The organism is Rhodopseudomonas pentothenatexigens, from assembly GCF_900218015.1.
GTDB lineage: Bacteria > Pseudomonadota > Alphaproteobacteria > Rhizobiales > Xanthobacteraceae > Rhodopseudomonas > Rhodopseudomonas pentothenatexigens.
Genome location: NZ_UFQQ01000028.1, coordinates 25,405 through 43,074 on the forward strand (window position 1 = coordinate 25,405; position 17,670 = coordinate 43,074).

Consider the following 17,670-nt stretch of genomic DNA (forward strand, 5'->3'; position numbering starts at 1 on the left):
CCGATCGTCTCGCAGGCGACGCCGGCGCCGTCGATCGCGCGACGGCCGGCCGGCGTTTTCGAAAGGTGAACGCCCGGGCGGGGCGTTCACCGTTGCTGCATCCGGGCTCGCGGGATCTGGTCCCGCGGCTTGCTCAGCGTTGGAAGTCGGCGTCGCGGTCGTCCTCGCCGTCGCCGAGCGCGAAGGCGAAGCCGCCGCCGCCCGCCGCCTTGACCTGGCGCTGCGGCTTGGCGGCCACCGGCTTCTTCGGGCCGCGATCGACGGCGGCCATGTGGGCGGCCTTGGCGCGGAGCTGGCCGACCGCCTTGTCGAGCGATGCGCCGTGCGACTTGGAGGTATCCTGGTCGATGCGGAAGAACGCGATGGTCGACTGCAGCTGCTCGGCCTGCGAGGCGAGTTCTTCCGAGGTCGACGAGACCTGCTCGGAGGCGCTGGCGTTCTGCTGGCCGACCTTGTCGAGCTGCTGGATCGCCTGGTTGATCTGCGACGACCCGACGTCCTGTTCGCGACAGGCCGAGGAGATCTCCTGCACCAGCTCGGAGGTCTTCTTGATGTCCGGCACCAGCTTGGCGAGCATATCGCCGGCTTCCTGCGCCACCCTGACGGTTTCGCCGGAAAGTTCGCCGATCTCGGTCGCCGACGCCTGGCTGCGCTCGGCGAGCTTGCGGACTTCCGAGGCGACCACCGCAAAGCCCTTGCCGTGCTCGCCGGCGCGGGCCGCTTCGACCGCGGCGTTGAGCGCCAGAAGGTCGGTCTGGCGTGCGATCTCCTGCACGATGGTGATCTTCTCGGCGATCGTCTGCATCGCCTGGACGGCGCGGCCCACGGCGGCGCCGCTGGCTTCGGCGTCCTTGGCGGATTGCGCCGCGATCTTCTCGGTCTGGCTGGCGTTCTCGGCGTTCTGCTTGATGTTCGCCGCCATCTCTTCCATCGACGACGAGGCCTCCTCGGCCGACGAGGCCTGCTCGGTGGCGCCCTGCGACAGCTGCTCGGCGCTGGCCGACAGTTCCTGGCTGCCGGCGGAGACATTCTGCGCCGCGGTGAGCGCTTCGGACACGATCTGCCGCAGCTTCTCGACCATCTGCTCGAGCGCGATGCCGAGCGTGTCCTTGTCCGACAGCCGCTTGGCGTCCGCGGTGAGATTGCCCTTGGCGATCTCGTTGGCGACATCGGCCGTGGCGTTGAGGTTGGCGGTCATCGCATTCAGCGACTTCACCAGATCGCCGATTTCGTCGTCGCTGGAGACGTCGATCTTCTGGCTGAGATCGCCGATCGCCACCGCGTCGGCAAGCCCCACAGCCCGCGACAGGCCGCGGCTGATATTGAGCGCGATCCAGATCGCGGCGATCAGCGCGATCACCAGCGAAGCGATGACGAGACCAATGAGCATGATCTGAGCGCGCGCACCATCCTCCTTGGCTTGCTCCGACCGGTCGGACATGGTCTTCCTGACGTAGGTGATGTATTCGTCCAGATCGGACATCGCCTCGACGACCTCCTTCCGGACTTCGGTGCTCGACAGCTCCGCCGCCTTTGCCTTGTCGGACTTCGCCAACCGGAGCGCCTGATCCTCGCTGGCGCTGACGCGCAGGTACACCGCCGAGAACTTGTCCAGAATCCGCTTTCCGTTCTCGGTCGCCGCGGAGTGGATCTCGTCTCTCGCCTTCACCAGCTTCGCGCGAATGCTGCCGATCTCGGCAGCATAACGATCCACCTCGCTCTCGGAGCTGGCCAGAATGGCATTCTTCTCCGCACGAACCTGCAGCAGCAACATTTCCTTCAGGTGATTGGCTTTGTCTGCTCGGTCGGCTGCCGCCGTCAGAGCAGTCGTCGTGGCGGCCATTTCACTCAGCTTGAGGTAACCCACCGCCCCGGCGATGGCGGACAACAGGATCACGACACCGAAGGCGCCGGCCAGCTTTGCTTTGACAGTCAGTCTCATGTCGAGATTCCTTAGAGGTCGAAGGTTTGGGCCAAACTCACGCAACAACTGATCCGGACCGGGCGGCTCAAGCCGCCAGGTCGTTCGATGGGTTCGCGGCAGCGCTGGGCGCCATATCGGCGCCGGCCATCAGGCGCGCCAGATCGAAGATGATGACGAAGCGATCGCCCTTGCGACCGATGCCGGCGATGTAGTCCGACTTCCATTTGCCGCCGACGTCGGGGACCTGCTCGAGCGAGCTCTCCTCGATGTCGGTGACTTCGTAGACACAGTCGGCGACGAAGCCGACACCGACGATGCGGTCCGCGACCGGCACATCGAGAATGATGATGCGGGTCGCCTCGGTCGGCGGCACCGGCGGCAAATCGAGTTTCAGCCGAAGATCGAGGATCGGATAGCCGGTCCCACGCACGTCGATGATGCCGAGCATGAATTCCGGCGCGTGCGGCAGCCGCGAGATCGGCCGCATATCGAGGATTTCACGAACGTTGCGGATCGCCATTCCGAACGTCTCCCCGGCGAGTCCGAGCGTCAGATACTGAGCGATTTCGGCCATGTCTTCCTCACTTCAGCGCAGGTGGCGGCAGGCACGGTGGGATGCCGGACCGAGGACGCTCAATTCAGGATCCGTTCCATGTTCGGTACGACGACGAATTCGTCGCGCCATTTGGTGATGAAGCGGATGTATTCCGGCTTCCAATGCATGCCGACGCGCGGGGTCTGTTGCACGTCGGTGCGCGAGATCTCGGTGACTTCGTAGACGCGGTCGGCATTGACTCCGACCAGCACCGGCTCGTTGTCGAGGCGGACTTCGAGCACCACGATGCGGCTGTCGGCGGTGTGGGCCTGCACCGGCATGCCGAAGCGGATCCGCAGATCGGCGTAGGGAATGACGTTGCCGCGGACGTTGATCACGCTCGGCACGAACGCCTTGGCGCCGGCGACCTTGGTGGCCGGAATCGGATCGATGATCTCGCGAACCAGGCCGGCGTCGAGCGCGAATTTCTCCTCGCCGAGCCCGATCATCACCACCTGCATCGCGTCGGCATCGCCGTCGATTGCACCTTGAACCCGATCGTTGCTCATCAGGCCGCCTCGCTCATCTGTTTTTCGGATCGGGCTTGGGCGAGGCCGACGAGCTGCACGACGTCGAGGATCAGCGCCGCCGTTCCGTCACCCAGGATGGTGGCGCCGGAGAAGATCGTGACGTCGGAATGCAGCTTCGACAGCGACTTGATGACGGTCTGGTGATTGCCGATGATCTGATCGGCCACCAGACCGACGCGGGTCTCGCCGGTCGAAATGATGATCGTCTTCTGGTGCTGGTCCGGCTCGCCGTCGGCTTCGAGGATTTCGCGAAGGCGCAGGAACGGCACGAGGTTGCCGCGGACATTGAGGAAGTTGCGGCTGCGCGAGCGCTCGTCCTCGGCGGTGAGTTCGACGCACTCTTCGACCGCGGACAGCGGAATGATGTAGCGGCCGCTGCCGACCCGGATCAGCAGGCCTTCGATGATCGCCAGCGTCAGCGGCAGGCGCAGCGTGACGGTGGTGCCGTCACCCGGGACCGTCGACAGGTCGATCGACCCGCGCATGTTCTCGATGGTGCGCTTGACCACGTCCATGCCGACGCCGCGCCCCGACAGCGCCGAAACGGTCTGCGCCGTCGAAAAGCCGGGGTGGAACAGAAACTGATGGATCTCCTGGTCGGAGGCCGACGCCCCCGGCGCGATCAGTCCCTGCTCTTCGGCCTTGGCGCGGATGCGCGCGGTGTTCAGCCCGCCACCATTGTCCTTCACGGTGACCAGCACCTGCGCGCCGCAATGCTGCGCAGCCAGTTCGATGCGGCCCTGCTCCGGCTTGCCGGCGGCGACCCGCGCTGACGGCGATTCGATGCCGTGATCGATCGCGTTGCGGATCAGGTGGACCAGCGGGTCGGCCAGGCACTCGATCATCGTCTTGTCGAGTTCGGTGTCCTCGCCGATGGTGATGAACTCCACCGGCTTGCCGAGGTCGCGTGACAGGTCGTGCACCAGACGGCGGAAGCGGCCGAACAGCGAGCCGATCGGCACCATCCGGGCGCCCATCGTGGTGTCGCGAAGGCTCGAGGCGAGCCGTTCGATTTCTTCGGCGATCAGCTTGATCGAGATGTCGTTGCCGGAAGCCGCGAGCTGGGTCAGGCGCGCCTGCGCGATCACCAGTTCGCCGACCCGATCCATCAGCTCGTCGAGCCGTTCGGCCTGAACCCGGACCGTGGCGATGCCGCGGTCTTCGGCGCGTCGCGGCTCGCCGCTGCGGCGCTCGGTCGGCAGCGGGGCGGCGGCGGCCTGCGGCGCGGACCTCGCCTCGTCCGCACTCTGCGGCGGCTCCGGCGGCACAATGGAAATGTCCGGCAATTCGAGCACCGGCACCGGGCGGGCGCTTTCACCTTCGAACAGCGGCTCCAGGGCGAGCGTCATCTCGTCCTGGACGAACATGAAGACGTCGTCGATCGCGGCCTTGTCGCAATCCGAATGCAGCGAGACGTCCCACTTCAGATAGCAATCCTCGGGCACCAGTTCGTCGAGAAACGGGATGCCGTCGGTCAGCGGCATCGCGAAGCAGGAGCCGAGCTTGCTGAGGTCGTCGAGCAGGTCGAGCGGGTTGGACCCGTTGCGCAGGATCTGGGAGTCGAATTCGAAGCGAAGATGCCAGCCGACCTGGCGACGCTCCGACACCGGCGCAAGCGCCGACACGGGCGACGATACCGGTGCTTCGACGGCTTCGGTCGGCGACACGAACCGGCTGAGATCGGCCAGGATCGCCTCGCCGATGATCGCATCGGTGTCGTCCGGCGTTTCGATCAGCGCGCGGATGAAATCCTTGGCGGCGAGCGCCACCGAAACCAGGTCCTGGGTCGGCTTGATCTCGCCCTTGCGGACGCGCTCGAACGCGGTCTCGAATTCGTGGGTGAAGCTGGCGACCTTGTCGAACCCGAACATCGCGCCCGACCCCTTGATGGTGTGCAGGGCGCGAAACGCAGAGTCGACCAGCTCGCGGTCGTCGGGGTTCTGGCCGAGATCGAGCAGCGCCGCTTCCAGCACCTCGAACAGTTCGGCCGCCTCCTGGCGGAAGACGGCTGCCGGATCGATCGTGGTCATGACCGCACCAGCTTGCTCACCACGGAGAGCAGTTGCTCCGGCTTGAACGGCTTGGTGATCCAGCCGGTGGCGCCGCAGCTCTTGGCCTCCTGCTTGACCGCGTCGTTGGACTCGGTGGTCAGGAACACGATCGGAAGGCCGACCAGGTTGGGCTGCTTGCGAAGCGCCTTGATCAGCTCGAGCCCGTTCATCACCGGCATGTTGAGATCGGTGATGACGAGGTCGACCTTGGTGGCCTGCGCTTTCGACAGCCCCTGGGCGCCGTCGCCGGCCTCGAGGACACTGTGGCCGGCCGGCTCGAGCGTCACCTTGATCATCTGGCGGATGCTCGGAGAATCATCGACGGTCAGGATCGTGGCCATTACGAGCCACCTTTCTTCTGCGGAAAATTCTGGTCGATCATCTCGTCGTCGGCGAAGCCGGCGCGCTGCATGGTGTTGCGAAGGACTTCGGAGAGCTCTGTCAGCACCACCGGGCGGCCCTGGGCCTCTCCGGTCTTCGCGGTCGACAGCAGGAGCTGGATCGCGGTGAGGTCGGCCCTGTTCACATTCGAACAGTCGATCTCCAGTGGACCTTGGCGGCCGAGAGCTTCCTGGATGGTCTCGTGAATGGTTCGAATGGAAGAGATGCTACAGTCGGAAGGAAGCCGAAGCGCGGCTCCCGCTTCGGAGGGATCAAACGTCATTGCAGTCCCCAATCGCGAGCGATCGTCGGTCGCGGAGCGAATACTTCGCCGGCATGAGGGAGCCTAACGGCTAATTATTAAAATACTCTGCTACGCGTCTGTAAAGTTCGTTCGCCGACTGAAATTTCTAGAGCGATTACTTGTCTGAGCGTCTCACCCCGGCAAACTACCAGGTCTCGCGGACGGAGACGATCGCACGGGAAGATCAAAAGATACCTTTGGCGGACCGAACTTAGCTCGCACTTAACCGACGCTCGTTAGTATAGATACGCCGCTATACTTAGCAAAGGTCGCACTTTATGTTAATTCAAGCATTAGTTGTGGATGACAGCCGGTCGGCCCTGGACTACCTGAAGCGAACGATCGAAGCGGACGGGCAAGTACATGTCATCCCGTTCACCGAGCCGCTCCTGGCTTTGTCATCGGCCCGTAATCTCGATATCGACATCGTCTTCGCCGATTACGAGATGCCGCATATGGACGGCATCAGCCTGATCCGGCGGCTGCGATCGCTGCCTAAATTCTCGGACATCCCGATCGTGATGATCACCTCGGTGGAGAGCGACGAGGTGCGGCTGCAGGCACTGGACGCCGGCGCCACCGACTTCCTGCCGAAGCAGCCGAAGAGTCTGGAAACGCAGGTGCGGCTGCGCAACATGATTCGGCTCGGCTCCGCGGTCCGGAAGCTGAACGACCGCGCCGCGCTGCTGGCGAGCGAGGTGGCGCGCGCCACCCATACGCTTCAGGAGCGCGAAGAGGAGATCATCCTTCGGCTGGCGCTGTCGGTCGAGTATCGCGACAACGACACCGGCGATCACACGCTAAGGGTCGCCAAGTACAGCCGCATGATTGCAGAGGGGTTGGGACTCCCGGACCGGCTGTGCCGTGACATCTATCTGGCCGCCCCGTTGCACGACGTCGGCAAGGTCGCCACGCCCGACCACATCCTGCTCAAGCCGGGCAAGCTGACGCCGGACGAAATCGCCGTGATGCAGACCCACACCACGATCGGCGCTTCGATCCTCGCCGGCAGCCGCTGCGAGCTGATTCGGCTCGCCGCCGACATCGCCGTGGCCCATCACGAGCGCTGGGACGGCACCGGCTATCCGAACAAACTCAAAGGCGACGAGATTCCGATCGCGGCTCGGATCGTCGCGGTCGCGGACGTGTTCGATGCGCTCTCCACCGCCCGCCCATATAAAGAGGCAATGCCTTTGCCGGTAGCGCGGCAGCATCTCGAAAACGGTCGCGGTCTCCATTTCGACCCGGCCTGCGTCGATGTGTTTCTGACGCGCTGGGACGACGTCGTGGCGATCGCCACCGAACGGTCGAGACTCCATCCGCAAGACGACGCGCCGCTGCAGCCGTCGTTCACGCCCGAGACCCGGGAGCCCACGATCTCGTTGCCGGCAACCGGCGCCGGCGGTCCCGCGGCGACTTCGCTGGCCTGATGTTTTGAGCTTCGGCCCACCGCTCACAAGCACGGCGTGGCCGCAGGAATGACCGCTCCCGTCCAAACCGTTGCGGCAATCGCCGCCATGGTCGACCCGATTGCCGCGCGTCGCAGGAATCCGAACGTCCGATCGGCGGACCGCCTTCCCAGTCTCACGCAATAGATCAGCAGCGTACCCAGCGCCGCGAGATGGGCGAACCAGATCGCCAGCAGAACCGCCCGCAGCAGCGTCACGCCGGCGATCAGCTCGCTTTGCCAGCCGGCCACGCAGCCGAGCGACAGCCCCGCATACAGCAGGGTGAACGCCGACGCCCAGATCACGAAGCCGGCGGCGATCAGGAGCAGCGGGAGCCGCGGCGTCATCGCGCCGCTCCCATCACCAGCGGCAGCCCGAACACCAGCAGCAGCACCGCCGCACCGAGCGCGGCCGTATAGCCCGTCCAGATCGCGCCGAGACGCAGATCGATGCTGCGAGCCGGCGAGACGAAGCCGGCGCGGCTGCGCCAGATCCCGAAGCCGGCGAACACCAATCCGATCGCGGCGTGCAGGCCTGCATACAGCAGCATCACCAGAATCACTGCGGCGTAGGCATGCCGCGTCGGATCGGGCGTGATGACGACGATCGCAGCGATGCCGAGCAGCGCGACGAGGTGGCCGAGGCCGGAGATCGCGAGCAGCGCTTCCCGCCATGCGGCGTGCGCGATCACGCGCCGCCTCGCCGCGACCTGACCGGCCATCAGCGCCGTCACCAGCCCCGCCCCGGTCAGCGCCGCGCCCCACGGCGACCATTGCAGCAGCTCGGGGGGCGGCCAGTTCGGCGCCACCACCCACAGGAACAACAATCCGAAGCCGAGCGACGCAAAAGCGGTGGCGTCCGCGGCCAGCGCCAGCCAGATCGCCCACAGCGACGGCGGCGATGCGGCTTCGCTGTGCAACACCGCGGAGTCGCCGTTGCCGATCGGCAGCGCCCCATGGTCCTGGCGTTCGCCGGAGTCGGGGGTCCACATCATCACCGCCGCCACCACCGCGGCCAACGCGATCAGCGCCAGGACGTAGAGCTTGAACAGCACCGCGACGAAGAACAGGCCGGTGATCACCGCCGTCACCAGCGGAATGAAGGTGCGGTTCGGCAGCCGGACGATCTGCTCGACCCGGCCGGTCGTCACCTCGACGCCGAGCGTTTCCAGCCATCGGTGTCGAACGAAGCCGAGATAGCCCGCTCCGGCGGCCAGCCGGTTACCGAGAGCGGGATCATCGGCGAGCGGTGCGCGCGAGCCGATCTGCGGCAGCGAGGCGAAATTGTAGCTCGGCGACGGCGTCGCGGTGGCCCATTCCAGGGTGGACGCGCGCCACGGATTGCGGTCGCAGCGCTTGCCGTGCCGCCAGTGCATCAGCACGTCGACGGTGAACAGCGCGAAGCCGATCGCCATGGTGAAGCCGCCGATCGACGACAGCAGGTTGGGCCATTCCCAGCCGGTCTCGGGGCCGTATCCGGTGATCCGGCGCGGCATGCCGAGCAGCCCGGTCCAGTGCATTACCAGGAAGGTCAGGTTGAACCCGATCAGGATCAGCCAGAACGCCGGCTGGCCGAGGCTGTGGCGCGGCACCCGGCCGGTGAAATGCGGCAGCCAGTAATACGCCGCCGCCAGCATCGGAAACACGAAGCCGCCGACCAGAACGTAGTGCAGATGGGCGACGACGAAATGGGTGTCGTGCACCTGCCAGTTGAACGGCACGATCGCCAGCATCACGCCGGTGAGCCCGCCGATCACGAAGACCGAGAAGAAGCCGAGCAGGTACAGCATCGGCAGTTTGAGCTGCGGCCGCCCCGCCGCAAGGGTGCCGATCCAGGCGAAGATCTGCACCGCGGTCGGCACCGCCACCGCCGTACTGGCCGACGAGAAGAACGCCAGAGCGAGATGCGGAATCCCGACCGTGAACATGTGGTGGACCCACAGCCCGAAGCTGAGGAACGCCAGCGCCACCACGCTGACCACGATCCAGCCGTAGCCGATGATCTCGCGCCGGGCGAATGTCGGCAGGATGGTCGACACCATGCCGGCGGCCGGCAGGAAGATGATGTAGACCTCGGGATGGCCGAACAGCCAAAACAGGTGCTGCCACAGCAGCGAGTCGCCGCCGCGGGTCGGATCGAAGAACGGCAGCGAGAACGCTCGCTCCAGCTCCAGCAGCACCGAGCCGAGGATCAGCGGCGGGAAGCCGAACAGCATCATGAAGGCGGTGACCAGCAGATACCAGGCGAGCAGCGGCATCTTGTCGATCGACATGCCGGGCGCCCGCAGCTTCAGCACCGTGGCGATGATCTCGATCGCCGCCGAGATCGCCGAGACCTCGACGAAGGTGACGCCGATCAGCCAGATGTCGGCGTTGATGCCGGGGCTGTAGGTCTTCGAGGTCAGCGGCGTGTACATGAACCAGCCGCCGTCCGGGGCGAGCCCGACCGCCAGCGCGATCAGCAGGATCGAGCCGCCGAACAGGTAGCACCAGTAGCCGTAGGCACCGAGCCGCGGGAACGCCATGTCGCGGGCGCCGAGCAGTTTCGGCAGCAGGTAGATCGCAAAACCCTCGAACATCGGGATCGCGAACAGAAACATCATCACCGTGCCGTGCATGGTGAAGATCTGATTGTAGATTTCGGGGCCGAGAAACGCGCTGCGCGGCGTCGCCAGCTGCGCCCGGATCAGCATCGCCAGCACGCCGCCGATGCCGAAGAACACGAACGCGGTCAGGATGAAGCGGCGGCCGACGACGTTGTGGTTCACCGCCGACAGTTGCGCCCAGCCGGGCGGCGTGCCCCACACCGCTTCGAGTTGCTTGTGCAGCCGGATCGCGCCGGTCGTAGTCTGGGGCGGATGACCGTTTCCGTCCGTCATGGCCGGTCCCGCGGCAGCTCGCGCAGCCGGTCCTCGTAGCTGTCATCGGCATGCGCCTCGACGCGAAAATCCATCGCGGTGTGGCCGCCGCCGCAGAACTCGGCGCAGACGCCGCGATACACGCCGGGCCGATCGGCGCTGAGCCGGACGACGTTGATATGGCCAGGAATGGCGTCGATCTTGCCGCCGAGCCGCGGGATCCAGAAGCCGTGGATTACGTCCGGGCTGGTGACGTGGAGGTCGACCGGCCGCCCGACCGGCAGGTGCAGCTCGTTGACCGAAATCCGGGTCCCGCCGTCCGCGGCCGGATAGCGGAAGGTCCATTGCCACTGCCGGGCTTCGACCTCGATCCGGACCACCTCGGCGGCGCGCGGATGCGCCAGCAGTCGTTCGCCGGTCAGCAGTCCGAACCCGAGCAGCGGCGTCAGCACCAGCGCCGGGAGCACCAATCCGCCGCCGGCGAGCCACAGCCCCGGCCTTGCCGGCGCAGCGCTGCGTCGAACAAAGACCCACAGCAGCAGCACCATCACCAGGCCGAACAGCACCACCGCGCCGGCCAGCATCGCCCACCACAGCTGCGCGATCGCCGCGGCGGCGGGACCGGCGGGTTCGAGCGTGGACAATGGCCCGCTGCAGGCGGCCAGCGGCAACGTGGCGGCCGCGACGATGCAACCGGCGCGCCCTCGCCGCATTACCGAGCCGGGAGGTGCGCCATGCCGAAATCCGTCGTCGAGGAGATCAGCGACTACGACACCAGTTCGGTGGTGGCATTCGCCGGCCACCCGGTCCACGCCATGCTGGTGGCGTTTCCGATCGCGCTGGTGATCTCCACGCTCGGCTGCGACGTGTTCTACTGGTGGACCGCCGACCCGTTTTGGGTCCGCGTCGGGCTGTGGGCGAGCGGCTTCGCATTCTGGCTCGGCGTCGCCGCCAGCCTCGCCGGCACCGCCGAGCTGCTGCTGGTCGAGGGTATCCGCAAGCGGACGACGAGCTGGACCCACGCCGTCGCCGGCGTGACGCTGGTGTCGATCGCCGGAGCGAATTGGGGATGGCGGCTGGTGCAGGACGACCCGGTGCTGCCGGTCGGCCTGATGATCTCGGCGCTCGGCACCGTGTTCGTCGGCCTCGCCGGGTGGCACGGCGGCAAGCTGGTGTTCGATCACGGCGTCGGCTTGATGGTGTCGACCAACGACTGAAGGCCGCCGGGCTGCGTCAGCCAGTCCGGCAGCCCTGCCGGCGTCAGCTCGGGCTTGGCCAGCACCAGCGTCAGGATACCGGCGATCGTGCACACCGTCGCGCCGGTCAACGCCCAGCGGCGCCAGGCCACGAAACTGCCGTGGGGGGCGAACAGGTTGAGGATCAGATGGCCGCTGCGGATGTGGATCACCACCAGCACCCCGACCACGACCAGCTTCAGCATCATCCAGGTGGTGAACACCTCGCGCAGGAACAATAGCCCGGTACCCGCCACCACCGCGACAAACGCCGCCGGCGACGCAACCCGGATGAACAGGGTCCGGGTCAGCCGGTGCAACTCGGCGGCCGCGGTATCCGATAGCCGGCTGCGATGCACGAACAGGCCAGGCAGCGCCAGCAGCCCGGCGCACCACACCATCAGCGCCAGGATATGAACAGCCTTCAGCCACGCGATCATCGGACCGGTTCATCGGCGGCGATCGGGCGGTCGAGCCGGCGCCCCAGCAGGATCAGCGCCACCGCCAGATACGGCAGCGCCGCCGGAACCCACATCACCAGGCCGGCAAGCTGCTGGTCCTGCAGGGCGGACAGCCCCCACGGCGTGGTGACGCCCAGATGGGCGTCGTACAGCGGCGCACGGGCGAAGGTGATCACCGCGCCCAGCATGCCCATCTGCACCACCGCCCCCAGCAAAAGCGCCAGACTCCGCCCGACCGGCCCTGCCAGCGACAGAATCGCCAGCCACAGCACCACGGCGCTGCCGAGCAGGCTCAGCTCCATCACCCAGAACACAGCCGGCTCGGCCAGCGCCGCCGCATAGGGCGCCGGCGCGTGCCATAGCCACAGCAGGGCAGAGTGCAGCACGAACGCCGCCGACCCGGCGCGCGCGACCGCCGCCACCGCCGCGATCCGCCGCAGCGACAGCGCCAGCAGCGGCGCCGCGACCGCCACCATCACGACGTGATGGGCGACCCGCACCGAGAACAGCGCCGATGTCAGCGCGCACAGCGGGGAAACAAACAGCACCGCCAGCATCGTCCATGCCGCAGCCGGCGCCAGCCACGCCCGTCGCGCGTCCGTGCCGCCCGGCGTGGCGACCACGGACAAATGGGCGATGCTGCCGACCAGCAGCGCGGCGATCAGCACCGGATCGAGATTCCAGCGGCCGACCAGCTCCGCCGGGAGCGGCGCTGATCCACAATAGGGCTCGATCATCACCTCTCCCAGGATCGCAGCCGTCGACGCCGGCGCCGCGGCTGCCTACGGAGCTCGGAACGTCTGCACAACGCGGGCCCGCCGCCGCGCGGCTTCCGGCCGGGGCAACGTCCTGGATCGATCAGGGATGCTATCGGGGTTCGGCGGCAAATCGCCACGCCGGCGCCCGGCCGGCACGACCGCGCGGCGTTGCGGACAGCGTCCGGGTCGGCGAGCTTTGCGGCAAGCGGCACCCGCCTCGCTCGACGGCGCGGCGACGCGGTGACAAGGCCCGAGGGGGGGCAGGCGAGCGCGGGGCCGCCGGCATCTTGGCCGGGCGGCGTTTCGGTTGGGATGCAATGGAAGCGCAGCGCGCGGCGGGTTCGGCGCAGGTTGTCCGCGAGACCCGGCGTCGGCGTGCTCACGCCGAGCGAACTGCAGCTCTAATCAACGACCGGTGTTGCCGGCGAATCGGAACGGCCGCCTGACCAACGCATCAACAAGGCGGACCGGCCCGAGCGGTCAGGCGGCGAGGTCCGCCTGTTGCGGCGGCGCCAGTCTGGCTTCCTCGACGAAGTCCAGCGCGCCATTGATCTCGACCGCGCACATCCGCGCCGCGTCCCGGTTCACGAAGATCGCGCGGACGACACCGCGCCGTCCGTTGTCCTTACAAACCTCGTCGCCAAGCTTGAATCGGTTCATTCGCGCACTCCCGAACAAGAGCCGATGCCACACATCCAGCCCGACCTCCTTCCTGGCGCGGAAAAGGTTAACGAGGTGTTAATCGCGCGCGCGCGAGGCGCTTTCTTGGTTTCTCCCCGCTAAAAATCGCGTTTCCGGCCAATGCCCTGCCCAACCAGCCCTGAGGCGCGACCACAGGACTAATTGGGGAACGAAACGACTGGAGCGGGACCGATGGGGATTTAATTCGCCTCAAAATCCCCACAGCCCTTTCCGGCGGACCGCTTCGGACGCCCGGCACTCGCGTCGGAGCCTCCACACGACTGCCAAATGAGCCCGGAGCCGTGCGCGGGCCCCAAAGAGAAAAATATTTTCTTTTCCGGTCCGCCTGATCGGCGCGGTTGGCCGCTCCGAGCTTCTTTTCTTCGGTCTTGTCGCCCCGCCGAAACGCTCCGCGCCAAGGATTAGTATTACCGCGGCTCGGCCCAGGCCTGATCTCGAACGTCCGCAGTCCCTGCACCGACCCGCTCGCCTTCGTCAGCATGGTGGAAATCTCCGGACAAATATCGAATCCTTGCTCCAATTATAGGTTGAGCTTGCCAGTCCGCTCGGTCCCGGACACGACGCGCCCTGATGCAAGGCCGCTCCCGTTGAGGAAGGCGACTAAGACCGTCCAAAGCGCAAGGCTGGACCGATTCGCGGCCCGGCACGGTGATGGGCGCCGAGCTGCATGCCGAGAACGACCAGAAGACCAACAAAGTCATTTGTGGAGAGGTCCTAGGAGGACCGATTGCCGACCACCAAAATCCTCGGCGAGAACGTCAACCGCGTTCCCAGCTGGAAGCAAGGCGCTGGCATCGATCCCTGCAGAGTTTGCAGCCCAACGATTGAGAGTCTTCTACAAGTCTTCCGTAAGGGTGTGAGCGTCGCGAAGAACGTCGAGATCAGCGATGATGTCACGGCACTCACGTGTGACCGCCCGGACCTGGTCGATGCTGAACACATTGGCTCCATGTTCGCCCCGATCAAACTTATCTATGTAATCAAGATCTTTCTTTATGATCCCCACCCTGTACGGCTGAAGTGATTTCCCTTTGAACTGGCCATCCCATGTTTCTCCGTGAACAAGGAAGTTTCTTTTCGGCAACAGCTCGTCGAGCTTCTTGTAAACCCGCTGAAGCCGAGCCTTCCTAGCGTCCGGCACGCCTGAGAGATCGCACCATTCCTTAAATGCCTTGATCTTTGGTCCGAACGGGCCCGAAAGGTCCGCAAAGATAGCCTCGATACCTGGTTCGCTTATGTAGTCAGCAAACACAATCATCTTGAACTCCAGCTCGCCACACGCGGTGAGAAACTCGCCGAGCGCTCCGTTCATCCGATCAATTGGCCGCAAGGCAAGCCCTCTTTTCCTTCGTTGCCGTCTGCGCCTAAGAGCCCTTCGCGATTTTTTCGACATGTTTGCCTAAGTAAGTTTTCCTGTTTGCTGATGGACCTGCCGTCGCTTCCTGTCTGTCATCACGATCGCTAGCGGCGATGCCGAACCGTAGATACCAGAAGCTTCCAGAGGCCGCCGTCCGCGCCGAGGACAAGATTGCGACATCTGGCGTAATCGGCCTGCCCGAGTTCCGTCGTGTGGGCGGCTGGATTTCTGTAGTCAGTCGTCAGGACATTGAGGAAGCTGGCAAGTCCGCTCTCGTCGAGCAACCAATGCGAGCCGGGCCAGTTTGAAACCAACTTCAAAAAGCCCTGGAGAAGCAAACTCTGTTGACGGCGCTTCTTGCTATTCGCCAAGGTCCTCAGAAAGTGGACGATCGCTCCAAGCTCTGGTGGACGTCGCGTGGGATCGGTACAGAATGCGGCGACTCGGCCGTAGTCCTTGTCAGCTCGGTCTACCGCAAGATTGGCCTCGGCAAGTTGGACTGCCAGCGGTCGCAGAAGGAGTCGGGCAGCCTCCAGCTCTACCGACTTGCACAGCCCAATAACAGCTGGCGACCATTCCAGCCCAGGCTGACTCGCCAGATGCTTCGACACGTGCTCCGAAGTCGCTATGAACCGTATGGCTTCCGGCGAAAGCAATTCAGCGCGGTTCTCGGATGCCCTGAGCAACCGCTCAGCCTGGATGATCTCATCCTTGCTGACGAGCCCAAGCAGCACAGCGGCGAGAGCATCCGTGCGTTCGTCATCTGGCGTGCGGCCGCCCTTAACCTCGTAAATCGACAGGAGCCGGCCGTAGCACCCGTTGCAAAGGCGTCTTGACCAATCGTCCCCGTAGATCGTCGTCAGCTTTGATTTCTTGGATTGCCCGCACCGGAAACAGTTGAATGCCGCGCTTTGAACGAGCCTGTACTGCTGCAGTGGGCCGCGCGGCGGATAGACCTTTTCAATCTGAAACGGGACCGGCTTCATGGCGAATCTTCGTGCCCGCGCTGATTACATCCGTGAAAACGGAGTTCTATTGATGTATGAAACTACCTAGCTTCTAAGCCGCGGTTTTCTCCCTCGGTGGCAATTGTTTGCCGAGCAGCCGTCCTTCCGGGCCGACATCATTCAATCGCAGCCTTACGTATGGTTCTATCGAAAATTCCCCTAGGTGGTCTTTTGGAATAGATCCGACGTTCAAACAGCAAACGTACTGGAATCCATATTTCGCTGAATTGTCTGCCGCCAACTTCAGTGCCTTAGCGTACTGTCTCGGATCTACGTCCGCGAAAAGGCTGCTATCGTGAATCAGCACCGGGAAGCCTTTGCCACGTTTGGCCCACACACTCGCGACGGTTAGATCGAAACAGAACACCACCATCTGATCGACCCCGTCGCTTCCCTGCCGGTCAATCGTAAAGGAAAACGAATAACCATTCGAGCCGACGTCTACTCCTAACCGCCCAGGCCGGCCATAAAGTTCCTGGGTAAATTCTGCAAAGAGAGCCCTCACTTCGTCGACCTGTTGACGGCGATCCTCAAGATCCTGCTTCAACAAGGTCCTGTCGCGAGCGATCGCCGCCGTTAACTCGTCAGCCCGTCGATCTATCGATTTCCGGTCGTCGATCTGCGAGATAAGAACTTGGTGGCGTGCATTCAGATCCGTGTGCGTCCGCTGTAGGGTAATCAGGGTATCTATGGCGCCGCTTGTTCTTAGAACGGTCAATAGCTGCTGCTTTTCCGACGATAGCGCATCGATCTTGGCATCTCTAGCTCGGATGGCCCGATCAAGCCTGGTCACCTCGGCTTTCAAGAAATCTTTCCGATTTCGATAGACTTGCTCATGGAACGACGCCACCTCGCTCAGCTTGCGCAGAGTCTCATCCTTGAATACGGCGCCGGCTTCCTGAAGGATAGCGATCGGTCGAGTCGTATCGGCTTCGGGGACGTCAGAGGAATTTTCCTGATAATAGTCACGTAAACGACCATCGGAAAAGTTCTCGTTGATAGCATCGTGCAGGTCGCGGTCTATGCCGCCCAACCGTTTCTCAAGATCCCGGTAGTCCTCTCTCAGGTTGAACGAATCCAACTCCTTCTTCTTTGCACTTAGCTGCGATTCCAGCGCGACACGTTCGGCCTCAAGTTCACCGATCGATTTTTCCGCACCCGCCTCTTCCGCCGCCCTTCTTACCTTGGAGGCGTCGGTTAGGTGGCCCCGGCTTGCAAGTTGCTCGTGGATGTTTTCCTGCAAACCCCAGTTCAGCCCCAAGAGATAGCTAACATTCAATCTCTTGCCTGGCCCTGATTGTCCCTGAAAGGCCATCTGCGGGTCAGCAAAGGCCGCCTTGCCCAGTCGAACTAAGTACAAGACTATGTCTCGGAAGGAGGGCTGCCGTGTCGTGATTCCATGAGCAGGTGGGTAGAACCGATGAGTGAGCACCCTCTTCCAGTCATCGGTACCAATTTGTACAAACTCGTCGTCGATCCTCTTGGCATCAATATGCAGCCCATCGACTAATAGGGAGCTCACCAGCACTTGCTTTGGTGTCGATGTATTTCGCTTCACGGTAACGATCGCGCCACCGACCGACATATCCAAACAAAATGATATATTGGCCAGGTCGGGGTGACTGAGCACCTTGTCACGGCCTGTTTCCATACCAAGACAAAAATGAACGATCCGGATCAGGGTCGTCTTTCCGAGACCGTTGGTGCTTTCCGTCTCCTTTGAATCTTCAGCTGTATCGGCAAGCACAACGTTGAAGCCGTCTTGAAATGTCACTTCCTTGAACGTCGCCAGATCGGACCAAACACGTATGATCATGCCGCTTTTCCACCGCCGGCAGGCTGAATGAGTATACCGTTACGTACATCAATGAGATTGGCCGCAAAGAGAAACGTTAAGGCCTCTGCGTAACGGTCAAAGGTTCGTATTTGCGGGTGCAATCTCACCCGGTCCCAAAGTGTCGAAACGGTATCATTGGATTTGAGGCCTCCCATTATGATCGATGCGACGCCGATCATTGAGGCATCGAGCGGGACGTACTTGGTGGGCAGAAATGTCATCG

18 protein-coding genes are annotated in these 17,670 nt (G+C 64.0%); 2 read left to right on the plus strand and 16 right to left on the minus strand.

Annotated features, from left to right (window positions below; translation table 11 throughout):
• Positions 1-133: 133 nt before the first annotated feature.
• From DWA33_RS20750 to DWA33_RS20775, 6 genes are all read right to left on the minus strand, one after another.
• Entirely contained in the window at positions 134-1,942 is a 1,809-nt protein-coding gene (locus DWA33_RS20750; protein ID WP_114360411.1) for a methyl-accepting chemotaxis protein, read from the minus strand.
• Between the two features lie 67 nt (positions 1,943-2,009).
• Positions 2,010-2,498 carry a chemotaxis protein CheW gene (locus tag DWA33_RS20755; RefSeq protein WP_114360412.1) on the minus strand — a complete coding sequence of 163 codons (489 nt, stop codon included), beginning with the start codon at positions 2,496-2,498 and terminating at the stop codon, positions 2,010-2,012.
• Between the two features lie 59 nt (positions 2,499-2,557).
• A complete protein-coding gene (locus DWA33_RS20760; RefSeq protein ID WP_114360413.1) occupies positions 2,558-3,028 on the minus strand; it encodes a chemotaxis protein CheW in 471 nt (156 codons plus the stop codon).
• Positions 3,028-5,079, minus strand: a complete 2,052-nt coding sequence (locus DWA33_RS20765) for a chemotaxis protein CheA (protein WP_114360414.1) — start codon at positions 5,077-5,079, stop codon at positions 3,028-3,030. Before DWA33_RS20765 ends, DWA33_RS20760 begins: the two co-directional genes overlap by 1 nt.
• Positions 5,076-5,441 (minus strand): response regulator, encoded by a 366-nt coding sequence (locus tag DWA33_RS20770; RefSeq protein ID WP_110786846.1) that lies wholly within the window; start codon positions 5,439-5,441, stop codon positions 5,076-5,078. The genes DWA33_RS20765 and DWA33_RS20770 overlap by 4 nt, the downstream gene beginning before the upstream one ends.
• Positions 5,441-5,764: an STAS domain-containing protein gene (locus tag DWA33_RS20775; protein ID WP_114360415.1), complete on the minus strand. Its 324-nt coding sequence runs from the start codon at positions 5,762-5,764 to the stop codon at positions 5,441-5,443. The genes DWA33_RS20770 and DWA33_RS20775 overlap by 1 nt, the downstream gene beginning before the upstream one ends.
• Positions 5,765-6,063: 299 nt before the next feature.
• Here DWA33_RS20775 and DWA33_RS20780 point away from each other — a divergent pair, with 299 nt between their 5' ends.
• Positions 6,064-7,215 carry an HD-GYP domain-containing protein gene (locus DWA33_RS20780; RefSeq protein ID WP_114360416.1) on the plus strand — a complete coding sequence of 384 codons (1,152 nt, stop codon included), beginning with the start codon at positions 6,064-6,066 and terminating at the stop codon, positions 7,213-7,215.
• A 23-nt stretch (positions 7,216-7,238) separates the two neighbouring features.
• On the opposite strand, the gene DWA33_RS20785 is transcribed toward DWA33_RS20780, so the two are convergent.
• From DWA33_RS20785 to coxB, 3 genes are read right to left on the minus strand one after another with little or no spacing between them, the layout of a single operon-like run.
• Positions 7,239-7,580, minus strand: coding sequence for a hypothetical protein (locus DWA33_RS20785; protein WP_114360417.1), 342 nt, complete (start codon positions 7,578-7,580; stop codon positions 7,239-7,241).
• Positions 7,577-10,111, minus strand: coding sequence for a cytochrome c oxidase subunit I (ctaD, locus tag DWA33_RS20790; RefSeq protein WP_114360418.1), 2,535 nt, complete (start codon positions 10,109-10,111; stop codon positions 7,577-7,579). Before ctaD ends, DWA33_RS20785 begins: the two co-directional genes overlap by 4 nt.
• Positions 10,108-10,803 (minus strand): cytochrome c oxidase subunit II, encoded by a 696-nt coding sequence (gene coxB / locus DWA33_RS20795; RefSeq protein ID WP_114360419.1) that lies wholly within the window; start codon positions 10,801-10,803, stop codon positions 10,108-10,110. Before coxB ends, ctaD begins: the two co-directional genes overlap by 4 nt.
• Before the next feature lie 21 nt (positions 10,804-10,824).
• Between coxB and DWA33_RS20800 the strand changes: the two genes are divergently transcribed.
• Entirely contained in the window at positions 10,825-11,307 is a 483-nt protein-coding gene (locus tag DWA33_RS20800; protein WP_114360420.1) for a DUF2231 domain-containing protein, read from the plus strand.
• Here the strand turns inward: DWA33_RS20800 and DWA33_RS20805 are convergent.
• From DWA33_RS20805 to DWA33_RS24970, 7 genes are all read right to left on the minus strand, one after another.
• On the minus strand, positions 11,271-11,765 hold the full coding sequence (locus DWA33_RS20805; RefSeq protein ID WP_114360421.1) for a CopD family protein: 495 nt from the start codon (positions 11,763-11,765) through the stop codon (positions 11,271-11,273). The genes DWA33_RS20800 and DWA33_RS20805 overlap by 37 nt on opposite strands.
• Complete coding sequence (locus DWA33_RS20810; protein ID WP_114360422.1) at positions 11,762-12,523, minus strand: cytochrome c oxidase assembly protein; 762 nt, start codon at positions 12,521-12,523, stop codon at positions 11,762-11,764. Before DWA33_RS20810 ends, DWA33_RS20805 begins: the two co-directional genes overlap by 4 nt.
• Positions 12,524-13,024: 501 nt before the next feature.
• Positions 13,025-13,204, minus strand: coding sequence for a hypothetical protein (locus DWA33_RS20815; RefSeq protein WP_114360423.1), 180 nt, complete (start codon positions 13,202-13,204; stop codon positions 13,025-13,027).
• An 877-nt stretch (positions 13,205-14,081) separates the two neighbouring features.
• Complete coding sequence (locus tag DWA33_RS20820; RefSeq protein ID WP_114360424.1) at positions 14,082-14,558, minus strand: hypothetical protein; 477 nt, start codon at positions 14,556-14,558, stop codon at positions 14,082-14,084.
• A 149-nt stretch (positions 14,559-14,707) separates the two neighbouring features.
• Positions 14,708-15,589, minus strand: coding sequence for a hypothetical protein (locus DWA33_RS20825; protein ID WP_114360425.1), 882 nt, complete (start codon positions 15,587-15,589; stop codon positions 14,708-14,710).
• 73 nt (positions 15,590-15,662) lie between these two features.
• Positions 15,663-17,426: a DUF2326 domain-containing protein gene (locus DWA33_RS20830; protein ID WP_114360426.1), complete on the minus strand. Its 1,764-nt coding sequence runs from the start codon at positions 17,424-17,426 to the stop codon at positions 15,663-15,665.
• Positions 17,423-17,668 (minus strand): ABC-three component system middle component 6, encoded by a 246-nt coding sequence (locus DWA33_RS24970; RefSeq protein WP_147270263.1) that lies wholly within the window; start codon positions 17,666-17,668, stop codon positions 17,423-17,425. The genes DWA33_RS20830 and DWA33_RS24970 overlap by 4 nt, the downstream gene beginning before the upstream one ends.
• Between the last annotated feature and the right edge of the window lie 2 nt (positions 17,669-17,670).